The 16,611-nt window shown below is 61.5% G+C and carries 12 protein-coding genes; 1 reads left to right on the top strand and 11 read right to left on the bottom strand.

Features of this window, described 5'->3' with window-relative positions; genetic code table 11:
• Window positions 1–21: 21 nt before the first annotated feature.
• From K1567_RS03425 to K1567_RS03470, 10 genes are all read right to left on the bottom strand, one after another.
• The gene (locus tag K1567_RS03425) at window positions 22–2,979 is read right to left on the bottom strand and encodes an autotransporter serine protease (RefSeq protein ID WP_169867826.1); all 2,958 of its coding nucleotides are present in this window, start codon (window positions 2,977–2,979) and stop codon (window positions 22–24) included.
• Window positions 2,980–2,997: 18 nt separating this feature from the next.
• Window positions 2,998–4,341, bottom strand: a complete 1,344-nt coding sequence (locus K1567_RS03430; protein ID WP_034097797.1) for a TolC family outer membrane protein — start codon at window positions 4,339–4,341, stop codon at window positions 2,998–3,000.
• Window positions 4,342–4,343: 2 nt separating this feature from the next.
• Window positions 4,344–5,645: an HlyD family type I secretion periplasmic adaptor subunit gene (locus K1567_RS03435; protein ID WP_034138121.1), complete on the bottom strand. Its 1,302-nt coding sequence runs from the start codon at window positions 5,643–5,645 to the stop codon at window positions 4,344–4,346.
• Window positions 5,642–7,393 carry a type I secretion system permease/ATPase gene (locus K1567_RS03440; protein ID WP_220698134.1) on the bottom strand — a complete coding sequence of 584 codons (1,752 nt, stop codon included), beginning with the start codon at window positions 7,391–7,393 and terminating at the stop codon, window positions 5,642–5,644. The genes K1567_RS03435 and K1567_RS03440 overlap by 4 nt, the downstream gene beginning before the upstream one ends.
• Before the next feature lie 104 nt (window positions 7,394–7,497).
• The gene (locus K1567_RS03445; RefSeq protein WP_220698135.1) at window positions 7,498–7,869 is read right to left on the bottom strand and encodes an AprI/Inh family metalloprotease inhibitor; all 372 of its coding nucleotides are present in this window, start codon (window positions 7,867–7,869) and stop codon (window positions 7,498–7,500) included.
• A 49-nt stretch (window positions 7,870–7,918) separates the two neighbouring features.
• A complete protein-coding gene (locus K1567_RS03450; RefSeq protein WP_184336458.1) occupies window positions 7,919–9,352 on the bottom strand; it encodes a serralysin family metalloprotease in 1,434 nt (477 codons plus the stop codon).
• A gap of 427 nt (window positions 9,353–9,779) precedes the next feature.
• Window positions 9,780–10,859, bottom strand: a complete 1,080-nt coding sequence (locus K1567_RS03455; protein WP_220698136.1) for a polyamine ABC transporter substrate-binding protein — start codon at window positions 10,857–10,859, stop codon at window positions 9,780–9,782.
• Between the two features lie 60 nt (window positions 10,860–10,919).
• Complete coding sequence (locus tag K1567_RS03460) at window positions 10,920–11,261, bottom strand: cupin domain-containing protein (protein WP_220698137.1); 342 nt, start codon at window positions 11,259–11,261, stop codon at window positions 10,920–10,922.
• A 26-nt stretch (window positions 11,262–11,287) separates the two neighbouring features.
• A complete protein-coding gene (locus K1567_RS03465) occupies window positions 11,288–12,694 on the bottom strand; it encodes an FAD-binding oxidoreductase (RefSeq protein WP_220698138.1) in 1,407 nt (468 codons plus the stop codon).
• A gap of 48 nt (window positions 12,695–12,742) precedes the next feature.
• On the bottom strand, window positions 12,743–13,552 hold the full coding sequence (locus K1567_RS03470; RefSeq protein ID WP_034097782.1) for an AraC family transcriptional regulator: 810 nt from the start codon (window positions 13,550–13,552) through the stop codon (window positions 12,743–12,745).
• A 257-nt stretch (window positions 13,553–13,809) separates the two neighbouring features.
• Here K1567_RS03470 and K1567_RS03475 point away from each other — a divergent pair, with 257 nt between their 5' ends.
• Window positions 13,810–14,082 (top strand): DUF1652 domain-containing protein, encoded by a 273-nt coding sequence (locus K1567_RS03475; RefSeq protein WP_034097780.1) that lies wholly within the window; start codon window positions 13,810–13,812, stop codon window positions 14,080–14,082.
• Window positions 14,083–14,140: 58 nt separating this feature from the next.
• On the opposite strand, the gene K1567_RS03480 is transcribed toward K1567_RS03475, so the two are convergent.
• On the bottom strand, window positions 14,141–16,588 hold the full coding sequence (locus K1567_RS03480) for a UvrD-helicase domain-containing protein (RefSeq protein ID WP_220698139.1): 2,448 nt from the start codon (window positions 16,586–16,588) through the stop codon (window positions 14,141–14,143).
• Window positions 16,589–16,611: the final 23 nt, after the last annotated feature.

Consider the following 16,611-nt stretch of genomic DNA (forward strand, 5'->3'; position numbering starts at 1 on the left):
ATTGCAGGTGTGTAGATCGCTTCAGAACTGCCAGTTCAAACTCAGGCCCACGCCTTGGGTGTTTTCACGCCCAGCCAGTTGGCCGTGGTAATCCAGGTTGACCCGCGTCGATGCACTCAGCGCCAGGCTCGCCTGCACGCCCACCAGTGCGGCATCGCGCAACAGCGGCGAACTGCGCACGGCGAACGAAGGCCCGCCGGCGACAAACCCCAGGTGCTCTTCGGATTCGACGGCGGTAAGGCTGTGCTGCCAGCCCAGCGAACCGGAGAGTTCCAGCTGCTGGTGGTCATTGAGCGCGACGGTTTTCAACACGCGTGCGCCCAAGGTGCTGAGTACCGCGTCGCGACGGTCGCTGCCGCGTTGCAGGGCGGCGGCGTCGCCTTTTTCGTGCAAGCCATCGCTGTCCAGGTGCACATAGGCCAGGTTGGCGAACGGTTCCAGCGCCAGCGGTTGCAGTTGAATGCGATACGCCGCTTCGGTGAACAACTGGGCCGTGCGCGCCTCCAGCTTGGCTTTCTGTTTGCCGCTGACGTCGCCGTATTGCAGGTCGCGCTTCACATCGCCGCGATGCCAGCTGTAGGCAGCGCCGCCGGTCGTGCGCCAGTTGCCCCACTCCCGCCCGATATAGGCGCCAAAGTGGTAGCTGTCGATGGAAGCCGATGAGTGCGTGCCGCTACCCAGGCTCAGAGAACTGTCGCTGTAGCCGGCGACCAAGCCGACACGGGTCTGCTCGTCCAGTGCGCCGTCCACACCGGCCAGCACGCCGCCAAGGGAGGTGGTGGCACCCGCCGTTTCGCTGCGCGCATCGGTCTTGCCCCAGGCACCCAGCGCCTTCAGCCACAGGTTGCGCTCGCCGCTGGTGGGTACATGGCGCAGCCGTTCGCCCACCGCATCACGCAATTGCAGGCTGTCGTTGATCAGCATCGCGCCGATCGCCGGGTAGATCTCCCCCGACAACTGCTGTAGCCCCTGTTGCGCGGCGACCAGAGACTCGCTGCGCACCATGCTTTCGTACACCGGGTTTCCCGCGCCCAGTTGCTCGGCGGCGGTGGCCACGTTGCGTTGGTTACGCGTGGCGCCGACGCTGGCGAAACGGGCGTCGTTGCGCACCACTTGCAACTGCACACCGCCGGCGGCGTAATCGAGGCTGCCACCGAGGAACAGGTAGTTGGGCAGCACCTGACCGAACTGGCCCTCGATACCGCCAGCGGCCTGGAGGATGCTGTACTGGCGACCGATCAGACTCTGCGCCTGTGCACCGCTGAGCAAGGTCGGACTATTTTCCAGGGCCAGGGTCAGCGTGCCGCCGTCGAGCAGCGCCTTGCCGCCCGCCACGATGCGGTCGCTGCTGGTGGGGGTCAGCTCCACGGCATAGGTGGAGCCTGCGCCCAGCGTCACATCGCCGGCCACTTGCAGGGTCCCCACGGAGTTGCCCGGCGTCACCCGGCCTCCGCGATTAACCGTCAGCGCGCCAATACGCCCCGAGCCGCCGAGGGTACCGCTGTTGTTGACGCTCACGGCCGAGGTCACTGTGCCGTTTACCGCCAGCAGGCCGCCGTTGACGGTGGTCGCGCCGCGATAGGTGCTGTCGCCGTTGAGCACCAGGCTGCCGGCGCCGGATTTGATCAGGCTGCCTTCATAGACACGCGTCGCGGCAGCCTGGTCGCGGGCGTTGCCGACCCCATAGTCGGTCTGGTCCTGCTGGCTGGCATTGGCGCTGACGCCGTTCTGCCAACCTTTATCGATCAGGGTCTGCTGCCAGGCGGCGTGCTCGGCGCGGTCCTCAGCCTGGCGCTGGATCAGCGCCTGGTCGCTGATGCCATTGCTCCACACATCGGCCTGCCCGGCCGCCAGGTTGACGTTCATCGCCCCCAGCAATTGCCCCGGCCCGTGCATCGCCCGGCCGAGGTCGGGGACGCCCCAGCCAACCGTGGTGTTGGGCGCCTGGGTGATCGAGCCGTCAAGCTGGGTGGCGGTGGTCAATAGCACCTGCAACGCCTGTTCATTGGTCATGTAGGGGTAGCGTTGCATTACCAGCGCCAAAGCGCCGGTAGCATGGGGCGCCGACATCGATGTGCCGGATTTGACCCCGTAGCCACCGTCGGGAATGGTGCTGTTGATCAGCGCGCCCGGCGTGGAAATACACCAGTACTTGGCGATTCCGCACTTGTTGTATTTCTGGTTATTGGCTTTATCCAGCCCCGAGACGGCCAACCAATACCCCTCCAACTCCGGCTGAAAATACGGCAGCGCCGAGCGCACGCTGGCGTTCGCATAACCACTGTTGCCGGCGCTGAACACATTGATCACGCCGGCCTTGGCTACGTCTGCGGCTGCATCCAGCCAAGTGCTGCGGTTGTAGTGTTGGGCGTAGGCGGCGTGCAGATCGCCGAGGGTCTGGTAGCTGACATCCTTGGGCTGGCTGCCCCAGCTGTTGTTGATCGCGCGCACGCCGGAATCCACCAGAGCGCTGTACACCGCCTTGAAGTACTTGGGGTCAGGGGTCGGGCCGAACAGGAAACTGTCGTTGGCGTTGGTGTTGCCCACATAAATCTGGGCGTTGTAGGCCACGCCGTGCATGCCCACGCCATCGCGCGCCGCGCCCAGAGTGCCAGTGACGTGGGTGCCATGGGAGTCGTTGTTGGGGTTCAGCGCGCCAGTGGTGTTAAACGGAGTGCCATCCACGTAAGTGCCGGTGGCGGTAACCGGATGGAATCGGGCTTTGTCAGCTTCCGGGTGGTTGGCATCGTAGCCCGAGTCCAGCGCGCCGATCTTCACCCCACTGCCGTCGATACCGGCGGCGTAGGCTTCGTTGGCGTGCAGGCGGTCCAGACCCCAGTCGCTCAGGTACTCGGCCGAGCGCCAACTGGCCGGGTTACCGGGCTGGCCGGCCTCCAGGTACTGCGCCTGGGCCGTCATGGACAATAGCAACAGCGAACCGGCGGTGAAGGGTTTGAAACGCAAGGAGTCAGTGCTCATCAAACGGTGTCCTTATTGTTATGGGCGTGGGTTCACCGGGCCGAAGGCCTCGTCGACTTTGGCCAGGTCGGTGTCACGCAAGTTGCCCGCGTAGTAATGCAATTTGGTCCAGGCCATGAGGTAGTCGTAGCGCGCCTGGGCCAGGTCGCGGCGGGTGCTGTAGAGCTGCTGCTCGGCGTTCAGCGCGTCGAGGTTGACCCGCTCGCCACCGAGGATGCTTTGCTGGGTCGACACCACCAGGGCTTCGGCCGACGCCAGGGCCTTCTGGTACGCGCGCAGCTTGCTCACCCCTGACAGGCACGCGCTGAACTGGCGCCGCAGTTCGATCAGGGTTTCGCGGGTCTTGCCTTCCAGCTCGTATTCGGCCTGTTCCATGGCGCGGCTGGCCTGGCGCGTGGACGCCGACACGCCGCCGCCGGCATACAGCGGCACGCTGACTTCCACGCCGATGGTGTTGGTGTCGTAGCGCTGGTTGTAGGTGTTGCCGCTGTCGGACTCTTGCTGGCGCGAACTGGCGTAGGCCGTGACCTTGGGCAAGTGCCCGGCGCGGTTGCGCTCCACTTCGTAACGCGCCACTTCCAGGGCCTGGCGCTGGGACGCCAACACCGGGTTATTGCTGATCGCCAGCTCATGCCAGGTGTCGTAATTGGCCGGGGTCAGGGTGAAGGCGGCAAACCCTTGATTCAGCGGCGCCAGGTCGTGGATATCGACGCTCGGCACGCCGATCAACGCGCCCAGTTCGCGCAGAGAGGCGTCCTGCTCATCCAGCGCCTGGATCTCCTCGGCGGTAGCCAGCTCATAGCGCGATTCGGCTTCCAGGATGTCGGTGCGGGTGCCCTCGCCTTGCTGGAACAGGTGCCGGTTCTGCTGGAATTGCTGCTCAAAGGCTTTTTTCTTGGCCCGCGCGATGTCGATCTGGTCCTGGGCGAACAGCGCCTGGGTGTAATAGGTCAGCACCCGCACCAGCAAGGCCTGGCTTTTGTCGCGAAAGCTTTCATCGGCGAACAGCGCCTGAGCCACGCCTTTGCGGTAGTTGGCGTAAGCCTCGTAGTCGAACAACGGCTGTTGCAGGCTGAAGGTGGAGCCGTAGCTGTTGTAGTTGCGGTCGTCGTGATAATTGCCGCCACGGCCATCAGGCAAGGTGGCCTGGGAGTTGTTGCGCCCCTTGTTGTAGTTATACGACAGCCGTGGCAGCAGCCCGGCGCGGCCAATGGTGCGGTTTTCCAGGCCGGCGTCGCGCTCCTTGATGGCGCCGAGGAACACCGGGTCATTGCGCAGGGCCTGCTCGTACACATCGAACGGGCCCATGGCCGCCTGGGCGTTGGCGCAGGTGAGCAGCAAGGCGAAGAACAGGGTTCTCATGCTCATTCCTCGGTCAACGCCGAGCCGGCACGATCCAGCAAGGGCTTGAACAGGTAATTGAGCAATGAGCGCTCGCCGGTGCGCACAAACATCTCGGCGGGCATGCCCGGTTTGATCACCAGACCGTGGAGTTTTTCCAGCGCCGCGTCGCTCACACGCGTGCGCAGCACGTAATAAGGTGCGCCGGTTTTTTCATCGAGCATCTGGTCGGCGGAGATCAGGCTGACCTCCCCCGGCACCCGGGGTGTACGGCTCTGGTTGAAGGCGGTGAACAGAATATCGACCGGTAAATGGGTGCCGACCTTATCCACCAGGTGCACCGGCAGATGCCCTTCCACTTCCAGACGCGTGCCCTGGGGCACGATTTCCAGCAGGGTTTCGCCGGCGCGCACCACGGCGCCTTCGGTATGCACGCCCAGATTGACCGCGATGCCATCGGCCGGCGCGGTGATTTCGCTGTGTTGCAGGTCGAAACCGGCGGAGGTCAGTTGCTGTTCCAGGGTGAGGCTGCGCAACTGCGCATCGGCCAGTTGGCTACGCACTTCCTTCTGATATTCCTCGCGGTGCTGTTGCAGCTTGAGGCGGGACTCGACAATGCCCTGCTCCACCCGGCCGCTTTCGCCGCTGTTCTGCGCCAGATCCTGTTGCACTTGGGACAGCTGACGCTGGTACTCCATCAAGCGGTTGCGCGGGATGTAGCCGTTGTCGGCCAGGGGTTGCAGGTTGCTCAGTTGTTCGCGCAGGGACTGAGCCTGGGCGGTCAGGTCGCTGCGCGCGCGGCGCATGCCTCCCAGTTGCGCCACGGCACCGTCGATATTGGCGCGGATGCCGGCTTGTTCGCGGGCAAACGCTTCGCGACGGCTGCTGAACAGTTGGCGCTGACCTTCCAGCACCAGCGCCAGGGCCGGGTCGGGGTTGGCGCTGAGTTCGGCGGGGAATGTCACGCTGCTCTGGTTATCCCGCTCGCTCTGCCAACGCGCCACACTGGCCCAGGCCATGCGGTATTGGGCTTGCAGCGAGTGCACATCGGCCTGGCTTTGGGTTTGGTCGAGGCGGAACAGCGGCTGGCCTTGTTTGACCACCTCGCCTTCGCGCACCAGGATGCGGCTGACCACACCAGGGCTGAGGGTTTGCACGGCTTTGCGCTTGCCGGACACGACTACCGTACCCTGCACCGGAATGCCCTGATCCAGCGGCGCCAGACTGGCCCACAGGAAGAAACCGCCCGCGCCGACCACCGTCAGCAGCCAGCCCATACGCACAAAGAAACCGGCGTCGCGTTGTTCAAGAGTGATACTGCTCATGCGCCTGGATTCCTTCCGGCCTGGTACTGACGACTGAAACTCACGCCGGGTTTTTCCTTCGGCGCTTCCTGTTGGCCGGACAATGCGCGCAGCACGTCCTGGCTCGGCCCAAAGGCTTGCAAGCGCCCTTCGTTAAGCACCAGCAATTTGTCGGCCTGGGCCAGCACCGATGAGCGATGGGTGACCAGCACCACGCTGCTGCCCTGGGCCTTCATCTGCACGATGGCACTGGCCAGTGCCGCTTCGCCGACGGTGTCGAGGTTGGAGTTGGGTTCGTCCAGCACGATCAAGCGCGGTGCGCCGTACAAGGCGCGGGCCAGGGCCACACGTTGCTTTTGCCCACCGGACAGGCCGCCGCCGTTGTCTCCCAGTACCGTGTCATAGCCCTGGGGCAAGCGCAGGATCAATTCATGCACACCGGCCTGCTGCGCGGCGTGCACCACTTGCTCGGGGTCGGCCTCGCGAAAGCGTGCGATGTTGTCGGCGATGCTGCCGCTGAATAATTCGATGTCCTGGGGCAAGTAGCCGATATACGGGCCGAGGTCGTCGCGGTCCCAGCGGTGGATATCCGCACCGTCCAGGCGCACCGTGCCGGCCAGGGTCGGCCACACGCCCACCAGCACGCGGGCCAGGGTCGATTTGCCGGAGCCCGACGCACCCAGCACCCCCAGCACTTCGCCGGCACCGAGGGTGAAACTGACGTGATGCAAGATTGCATTGCGCTGACCCGGCGGGCCGGCGCTGACCTGCTCGAAACTCACCTGGCCCTTGGGCGCCGGCAAGGCCATCTGCTCGACCTCAGGGGGGAATTCGCGCAGCAATGCGTCCAGGCGCTGATACGCCAGCTTGGCCGAACTCCATTGCTTCCATACCGCAATCAACTGGTCGATGGGGCTGAGCACCCGGCCCATGAGGATGGAACCGGCAATCATCATGCCGGCGGTCATGTCGCCACGGATTACCAGTAACGCACCCAAGCCCAGCACCAAGGATTGCAGGCACAGACGCAGGGATTTACTCAGGGAGGTGATTACCGAACCGGTGTCGCTGGCGCTGTTTTGCAGGCCCAGGAATTGCGAGTGCACGGCAAACCAGCGTTGGCGTAGCGCGCCGAGCATGCCCATGGCCTGGATGGTTTCGGCGTTGTGCAAATGGCTGGTCGCCAGTTGGGTCGACTGCTGCGAGTAACCGCTGGCCTCACCCAAAGGTTTTTTGGTCAGGTATTCGTTCAGGCACGCCAGGCCGATCAGCAGCAATGCGCCGGCACTGGCCAGCACGCCCAGCCACACGTTGAACAGGAAAATCACAAACAGGTAGATGGGAAACCACGGCGCATCGAAAAACGCGAACAGCGCCGGCCCGGTGATGAACTGGCGGATATGGGTCAAATCCCCCAGGGATTGCCCGGCATGCCCCTGGCCACGTTGCAGGTTGCGTTCGAACGCAGCTTTATACACGCGTAAGTTGAAACGCCGCTCTAACTGGCTGCCGATGCGGATCACGATAAAACTGCGGATGACTTCCAGGGTGCCAATAAACGCGAAGAAGCCGACGACCATCAGCGTCAACATCACCAGAGTGGTTTCATTCTGGGAGGACAGCACCCGGTCATACACTTGCAGCATATAAATCGACGGCACCAGCATCAGCAGATTAATCAACGCGGTAAAACAGCCGATGCTGATCAGAATGCTCTTGTATTCACCCAGCGCTTTGAATAACGGCGCGACGGCATGGGGCTTTGCCATATCTTCTGCTCTTCCTTGAACCAAACGACACGCAATAGTTGCCCCGACCCCTTATATAAGGAGTGGCCAACTAATAAGTACGGGTTATAGCGTTATAACTGCAACTAAGGTTTACGGTGCAGTCTCACTACAGCGCCGGTTGCTGTCTTAGCCTGATACTCGCCTTCTTTCTGCCGGTTCAGGTGAGTGATGCCCGTGCCTTCGGCGTTCACCAGCCAGATCCCGTCGGGGGTCGGCGACCAGCTCAAGGGCTTATCGCCCAACCATTGCGCCACACAGCCAACGTCGCCGCTCAAGGCGTTGGCCTGTTCGATCAAGTCCAGGGCGCATACCTGATCCTGTTGCTGCATCTGCCAATGCCCGGCCAGCTGGGCGCTGGAAGGTAAAACAAGACTGCTCGCCATGGCGTGGGCTCCTGCCGATACGCACATCGCCTGCACCACGCAGGCGACTAAAAATAGGGAAAAACGCTGCATCTTTATGCTCCATCCTGGAGGCGCGGCGCCGGAACGCCGCGCCCGTGCATCACGCCACGATGTCGCTGACCGCTGCCTGGCCAACGGTGGTGACGAGGAAATCCGCCACGCCGTGCCCGGAGAAGTCGACCGCCAGAGTACCCAGGTTGGTGCCTGAGGCGTAGCTCAACACGGCGTCGCCGGCATGCCCGGTGAACGCATTGACGAAGGTCAGGCCCGCGCCTTTGGTGATGCCGCTGAGGTCGATCTTGTCCGCACCGGAGGTGAAGTCAAAGATTTTATCCGCCGCACCGGGCTTGGAATCGGAACTGGCACCGAACACAAAAGTGTCGCTGCCCGCACCGCCCCATAGCTGATCCGCCCCGCCACCACCGTAGATCAGGTCGTTGCCGGCCCCGCCTTTGATGATATTGGCCGCGTTATTGCCGATGATCAGGTCGTTACCCGCGCCACCGAACGCGTTTTCCACGGTCACGCCCTTGGCGATGGACACGTTGCCCACCAGGCCGCCCACGTCGGAGAACGAGGTTTCATTGAGGTTGATTTTCTGGTTCTGGGTAAAACCGGAGAAGTCCAGGGTGTCGTTGCCGCCACCGTCCCATACCGAGAACACCAGTTTGTCGGCGTTGGAGGTGGCGCTGAGGAAATCACGCCCGGTGTTGGAGTTGAACCCGTAGGTGGTGTCGCCGGCACGGGTGCTGTAGTTGGCGCCGTAGAGCTTCTGGATCGCGGCGATGTCGTCGATCAGCGGGCCGGAGGCGTAGGCTTCCACGCCGCCTTTGCTGAAGTTCTGGTTGGTGTTGCTTTCGCTCCAGTAACTCATGACGCTGTAGCCACGCGTGTCCTGTCCATAGGACGCGTCGTTGTAGGTCGGGTTGCCATTCCCGGCGTTGTAGTCGCCAGGGTGAGCCAGGCCCAGGGTGTGGCCGATTTCGTGGGTCAGGGTCTGCCGGCCATAGTTGTTCAGGTCCGGGGTTTTGTTCGGCGTGTAGCTGCTGTTGGTCAGGTACCACGAGGTGCCGTCGTAACCTGCGCCGGTGCCGGGCAGGTAGGCGAAGGCCGCCGCGCCGTCCTGGCCACCGCTGTAGTTGCCGAAGGTCATGTGGGCATCACCGCCGCTGGCTTTCTCGGTGAAGGTGACATTGGCCACATCCGCCCAGGATTGCATGGCCAGTACGGCCTGTGCTTTCTGCTGCGCGTTGAACTGGCTGAACCCCGAGATGCCATGTTTGTTCATGGTGCTCGAAGAGGCCGAGGTCAGGAAGGTGTAGGTCAGATCGATCTTGCCGTTACCGTCGAAGTCCCGATACGCGGCACCGTCGCGCAGCAGCTGGGTGGCTGCCTGATCGACGGTGTAGGACGGTTTGCCATTGACCGTGAGGTTGCCGCCACGGTCATACAGATGGCTGAAGCTATCGATTTGCGAGTAAGCGGTGCTGGCTTGCGCCAGTGACACGATAGCTTTGTCTTTTACTTTTGACATAAACGTACTTCCTTGTTTGCAAGTGCATCAGTCTTTGGTCGATAGGAACCCCGCTGGCGAGATCGTCCTATCACTCGCCTCTTTTGAAGGCGTAAGAAAACTGACACAACTTGAAATCTTCCGTCTACATCTATTTGCCGGCTGAATAAGTGCAACGCAAACAACACTTGGAAGTCTCAGGCCGTATTCATTGGGCGTGGTGGTTGTCGTCCGACAAAAAACACAGCGCTCCTATTTAAATATTAAATAACCTTAACGCTGCTCAATTTGAACAGCGTCACACAAGAGGCGGGCGATTATATTGTCACGGTGTCATTGGCAACATTAAACCGCCACTACTTAAATGAATTAACCCTCTTGTCCCCCAATACCGGGACATAAGCAAAAGGGTACTTGTGGTGAGCGGGATTTCCCGCTCCACAGTGGCTCAGCGCCCGGTGCGAATGGTGTTCCACACCCGCGTACGAACACGGTCGATATTCAGCGGCATCGCTTCAAGGGCGAACAACTTGCCCATCATGTCCGAGTTTGGGTAAACCTTGGTATCGGCCTTGATGGCCGGGTCCACCAAACTATCCGCCGCCTGATTGCCGTTGGCGTAGTGCACGTAGTTGGTGATGCTGGCCATCACCTCCGGGCGCAGCAGGTAGTTCATAAACGCGTAGCCGGCCGCTTCATTGGGGGCGTCGGCGGGCATGGCGACCATGTCGAACCAGATCGCGGCGCCTTCCTTAGGGATGTTGTAGCCGATATTCACCCCGTTCTTGGCTTCTTTGGCGCGGCTTTCGGCCTGCAGGATGTCGCCGGAGAAACCGACGGCCACGCAGATATCGCCATTGGCCAGGTCGGCGGTGTATTTCGAGGAGTGAAAGTAAGCCACGTAAGGGCGCACTTTCATCAGGAGGGCTTCGGCCTTTTTGTAGTCCTCAGGCTTTTTACTGTGGTGCGGCAAGCCCAGGTAGTTGAGCGCCGCCGGCAGCAGTTCCGGGCCGTTGTCGAGGATCGCCACGCCGCATTTCTGCAATTTGGCCATGTTTTCGGCTTTGAAGATCAAGTCCCAGGAATCCACCGGGGCATTGTCTCCCAACACGGCTTTGACCTTGTCGATGTTGTAACCGATACCGGTACTGCCCCACAGGTACGGGAAGCCATGGGCATTGCCGGGGTCGTTGTTTTCCAGGGCCTTGAGCAGCACCGGGTTGAGGTTTTTCCAGTTGGGCAACTGGCTCTTATCGAGTTTTTTCAGCGCACCGCCTTGGATCTGCCGGGCCATAAAGTGGTTGGAGGGAAACACCACGTCATACCCGGATTTACCGGTCATCAACTTGCCATCCAGGGTTTCGTTGCTGTCGTAGACGTCGTAGGTAAAACCGATGCCGGTCTCTTTCTGGAAGTTTTTGGTGGTGTCCGGCGCGATGTAGTCCGACCAGTTGTAGATTTTCACCGTTTCGGCGGCCTGGCTGACGCAGGCCACCCACATCAAGGGCAACAGGGCAATGGCTTTCATGGTTCGATTTCCTGGCGGTTTTAGGGCTGTTGTTATGGCAGGCGATCAAGGATCAAAGCGTTACAGCATCAAGACGTAGGTCTTGCGCACCGTTTCCTGGATGTCCCAGATTCCGGTGCTGTTGGCCGTCAACATCAGTGCATCGCCGGCTTGGATGTGCAGGGTTTCACCGTTGTCGGGGGTGAAGGTGCAGCGGCCCTGTATAAAGTGGCAAAACTCCTGGGCGCGGATCTGGCGCCGCCAGCGGCCTGGGGTGCATTGCCAGATGCCTGTCTCGACGCCGTCGTTGCGCTCGACGCTCAAGGTGGACGCCACCGCGATCGGCTCGCCCAAGGGCACGGCGACCGGGGACGAATCCGGCAAATGCGCATTCAGCGCGTCTTTGAACTGAGTGATGCTCATGGGGGCTCCCGTGTGTATGAAACGACTTAGTGCATAAAACCTTCCATGAACCCCGCCACGCCCGTGGCGAGCTTGCGCCGCCAGGGCGCGGTGTTGGGGTTGGCCAACACCTGGTCTTCATGGACAAAACTGCGGATGATCGCGTTGTAACCCAGCCAGCGACACGGCTCGGGCTCCCAGGCCTTGAGGGCGTCCAGACCACCCTCCGGGATCACCCAGGGTTGGTGAGTCAGTGGCGTGTCACGGCCCAGAATCAGGTCGGCCAAGGTGCGCCCGCCCAGGTTGGTGGCACCGACGCCCTCCCCGCCGTAGCCGCCGGACAACGCGACACCGGTGCGCTGATCACACAGCATGTGCGGTCGGAAATGTCGCGACATGCCCAGGTTGCCGCCCCAGGAATGGGTAATCCGTACGGTCTTGAGCTGTGGGAAGAGTTCGCCAAACAGGTAGCGACGCAGTTGCACTTCGCTGTCGGTCAAATCGAAGTCATGGCGCAGCTTCCCGGCGAACTGGTAGCCGCCCCGCGCACCGAACACCAAGCGGTTGTCGGCGGAGCGCTGGCCGTAGGTGACTTGGCGGCTGCTCTCACCGAACGCTTGGCCTTGGCTGAGGCCGATCTCATCCCAAGTGCTGTTCGGCAGCGGCTCGGTGGCGACGATCAAACTTTGCACCGGCAGTTGGTAACGGCCCAGAGGTGGCAAGGTGTTGGCATAGCCCTCCACAGCCGGCACCACCCAGGTGGCGCGTACGCTGGCCTTATCAGTGCGCAGGCTGCCGGACTGCCAATGGGTGACGGGGCTGTTTTCATAAAGGGTGACCCCCATGCCTTCGACCACCCGCGCCAGGCCGCGCACTAGCCTGGCCGGTTGGATGGTCGCCACATGGGGGGCGTAGATCGCGCCATAAGGTTTGGCGATGCGAAGTTGCTCGGCCAGTTGCTGCGGGCTCAGCCAGCGATAGTCGGCTTCGGTCAGGCCCTGGGCGTAGAGTTTGTCCAGATAGCGGCGCAGGCTGGTTTCCTGCTCGGGGTAACGCGCAGCGCAATACAGCGCGCCGCCCTTGCGGTAGTCGCAGTCGATGCCTTCGCGGGCCAGTACCTGGGCCACCTCGTCGGGGATGCCGTGCAGCAAATCAAAGGAAGCACGGCGCTGCTCAGCAGACAGCCCGGCCAGCAGACGGTCTTCGCCCAACAGGTTGCCCATCAACCAGCCACCATTGCGGCCCGATGCGCCGAAGCCGGCGGTTTGCGCCTCGATGATTGCGATGTTCAGCTGCGGCGCCTGACGCTTGAGGTAATAGGCCGTCCACAACCCGGTGTAACCGGCGCCGATAATGGCCACGTCGACATCCAGGTCGTGCGTCAGGGATGGCCGCGCCACCAGCGGCTCGCCCACCTGATCCATCCATAAACTGATATTGCGCCATGCCGACATGCCCTTCCCTCTACCGCGGTTCGATAGACGGGATCCTAGAGGGCGGTGTCAGGGGCTGTCTTGCGCGCGTGCACGCAGAGAAATTTGTTTGACGTAGGCCTTGGGCGACTGGCCGGTGTGCTGCCGAAAGGCATTGTAGAACGCTGAGAGAGAATTGAAGCCCGCGGCAAAGGCCAGTTCGTCGACCTTGATCGGCGCCTGGGCGGTGTTCAGCGCGGCCAGCAAATGCTGGAGGCGTGCCTGGTTGACGTAGCGGTAGAAGCTCTGCCCCAGCACCTGATTGAGCAAGTAGGAAATCTGGTTGCGGCTGTAGCCACATTCCTTGGCCACCCGCTGCAAGTCCAGTTCCGGGTCGAGATAGGGTTGCTTGCTGTCGAAATACTGCTGCAAGTCGTTGGCCATATGCCCCAGTTGTTGGGGCGACAGGCCCAGGCGGCTGACCGTGGGCCGCAGGGCTTGGGCCGGTTGCTCATGCACCAGCGAGGCGTATTCATTGACGCGCCAGATCAGCCCATCACGCACGGTAATCGCCTCGCTGGTGCGGAAGGACACCAGCCCCTGACCCCCACGCAGCGTGATGCGGTACTGGATAAACGCCGTGTCGCCATCGGCACGGATGCGGTCGGTGTGCTCGATCGCCTCGTCCGCCGCACGCGGCATGCTCGCCTGCAGATATTCGCGTAGCTCTGCGTAACCGATCACACGGTTCTGGAAAAAGTCGTGGTATTGGATATCCGGATGGTAGTAGGCCATTACTCCGTCCAGGTCGCGATGACGCCAGCAAAGGTGATGACGCAGCACCAGTTCGCCCGTGGCGTGGGTGAGCTGGCTGTCGGCGTCGGGGGCGATGTCGGGCATAAAGGGCTCTGGGGGCGGATAAAGCGTGGAGATTGCCGAAATTCCGCCCTGCCTTCAATGTGCAGGCACTGCAGGCGAATAATGGCCTTTAGCCAACTTTTGGACAGGGCATGATCCATGTCAAGGGAAAGGCAAACAACCGCCGAACGGGGCGAAAAAAGTCACATTGGCGTTGCGAACGAATGCTATTTTTAAGTCCTACACGCCTCGACCAGTGACGGTCCTGGCCCCCTGCCGCGAGCTAAAGGAAGCGCTCAATGAACAAGGTGGGCAACATGAACAAAGTGACGTTCCCCAACGCCTGCCAGCTGATGCGCTGGCATTTTCATCCGATGGGTTTTGAAGGCAGCATGGATGCGCCGGGCAGCATGGTCGCCCGCCTGTTCGACCGCGCCAGCGGCGAAACCCTGATCGCCATCGCCGGTATCCCCTGCGCCACGGTGATGAACGCCGCCGATGTCGAGCGGATTATCGAGGCGGTGGAGGATGAGTTGGAATCCTTTGTGCCGCCGCTCTCGTTGCAAGCCTGAACCGATTCACAGCACCGGGAGGGCATGCACCCTACCGCAGGGCCACTGCATCAGGCCTTCAGTGACGGTGATCGTCGAAAAACGCCTTTTTGCCATCCACCCGCTCCGAGGCCCTGGGCATATTCGCCGCCTGGCCTTCGGGCTTCTCCACGTACCAATAGCAATGGCTGACCGCCCGCGTGATGCCGACGTACGCCAAGCGCAGCACCTCGTCCTTTTGCGCCGTGTCATAGGGCTCGTTGTCGCCGTCCTTACCCAGTCCGGCCATGCGATACACCTGGTTTTTATACGGCGAGCGGGTGACGTGCTGACAATCCCCCAACAGGAAAACCGTGTCCGCTTGTAGGCCCTTGGCACTGTGAAAGGTCAGTTGCTTGAGCCGACGCGAGTTAGCGGGCAAGCTAGAATCCAGATTAACTACAGACTGAATATGCTCTTGAATCAATAACTTATCGCTACTTTTTCGATACAGCATCAACACTGTTTCGCCACGCTGGTAATGCTCCAGCAAGCGTCGCCCCAATGCTGCATCGTCACGCTCAAGCACATTGACCGGCACCAGAGCCTTGGGCGCACCGCTGGCCTTGGCCTTCTTACCCGGGATCGACGGCGCGGCACGCACGATGTGCTCTGCCGCGTCGATGATGTGCTGGTGGCTGCGGTAATTCTCGCTCAGCATCACCCGGGTGGTGCTCGGTGACGGGAATTCCTGGTCGAAGGCCATAAAGTACTTGGGCGAACTGCCCCGCCAGCCGTAGATCGATTGCCAGTCATCACCCACACACAGCAACGACGAGTATTGCGCGCCGCGCCCCACGTGCATGGCCGGGCCGCGACTGCGGATCTCCCGCAGGCTGGCGCGAATCCATCCAACGATTTGCGGTGATACGTCTTGAAATTCGTCGATCATCAAGTGGGACAACGGCCTTAACAGCGGGTCGCTGAGCAGCTTGAGGTTTTCCGGGGTGTTTTCGCCGAACAGCGAGAACATGCGGTTGTAGGTCATGATCGGTGGCTTCTGGTCGAGCAAATGGTCTTCCAACGCCTTCCAGAAAATACTCAACGCTTCGAAGAACAAGCGGTCCGGGTCATCTTTGGCGAAGCTCATGCGACCTACGGCGCTGGGCACGTCCAGTCCGAGGTTCTCGATAAAGCCTGCGGCCGTGACAAAACAGTCCAGCAGCGGCGCCGATGTCAGCTCACCCTTGACCTTGTAATCAAACCCTGGCCCGGCACTGGCATCGTCGGCCAGGCAACTGAGCATGCGTTTGGATGATTCATAACTATCTAGCCATATCAATGGTTTACGACAGAAAGCTTGAAACAGGGTGCGCTTTACCGCCCACTCTGCGCGCACTGACAGCTTGGCATTGGGGCGGCTGACCTGGGGGTTTTCCCGTGGGTCGAAGCCCAGTACTACCCACGCGTCCAATTCGGCAATGTAGCCATGGCAGTGGAAATGCGCGCCATTGATTTCAACAGTTTGGCGATTCGGCTCAATGCCCTTGATCGGCCAGGCCCCGGCGCGAAACCACAGGTCCTCAATGAAATCGCACAGCTCTTCGTCACGCTGGGCGGCCAGCTCAGTCACTGCCATGCGCTTCTGCACGTCCGGATGGTCGCGCTCCAGTTCTTTGAGTTGTAACCCGTGGCGCGCCAGCGGCGCGATCAACTCGCGAAAACGCGGATGCTGGCGATGTAGACGCTGGTAGCAGGCGTTCAGGTGCTGGCGCTGGGCATCGTTGATACGCAGATCGAACGGGTTGCTGTCGGCATCGTCGAAGCCCGCATTGAGGTTTTCGAACGCCTGCAAACGCTCGAAGCCCGGCAGGCTGCGCACCATCGGCAGGATGCGCGAGTGGAAGGTGCGCACCACCGCCTGTGCCTCTTTGGGATCAAGGGGTTGGCCCCACAGGCTCATAATTTCTATAAGCTTGCGAATGAAATCCTGGCGTGACTCGCGGGTAAACGTCACCACGGTCATCGAGCTGAGCTCGAAGCCCAGGTAATGGGTCAGCAGCAGAATACGCAACACCAATGACGTGGATTTGCCCGCGCCAGCCCCGGCGATCACCGAGGTTGAGGGGGTCTCGCTGAAGATCATCTTCCACTGCGCCGTACTCGGTTGAGCGTGGGGCGGTAAGAGACGGGCGACGTCGGCCTTGATACGCTTCTTGATGTCGGCGGTCAGCGGCAGGCGCCAGTCATCGAACAGGCTGTCGTCTATCCCGGGAGCTGTGTGCTCGTCCGGGCGGAAATCGCGGATCAGCAATACTTGTCGCCCCTCCTCGATGCCATCGGCCTTGCCCTCGCGATAACCGTATTCCACGCCTGCTTCATGCCCACTGCGAAAACCATCGGCTTGCCCGTGCAGCCAGGAAAACCGGTGCTGGGCGCGCAGACGGGTCAGGCCATGACCAAACAGGCGCGCCGCCAGGCGTTTGAACAAGGGCATCTGAGCCAGGGGTAGCAGTTCTGGGGGCAGATCAGGCTTTTGTTGCGACACGCGGACTCCTGCAATGGGCTGGG

Origin of the sequence: Pseudomonas sp. S5F11 (genome assembly GCF_019641515.1) — a bacterium.
Classification (GTDB): Bacteria; Pseudomonadota; Gammaproteobacteria; order Pseudomonadales; family Pseudomonadaceae; genus Aquipseudomonas; species Aquipseudomonas rhodesiae.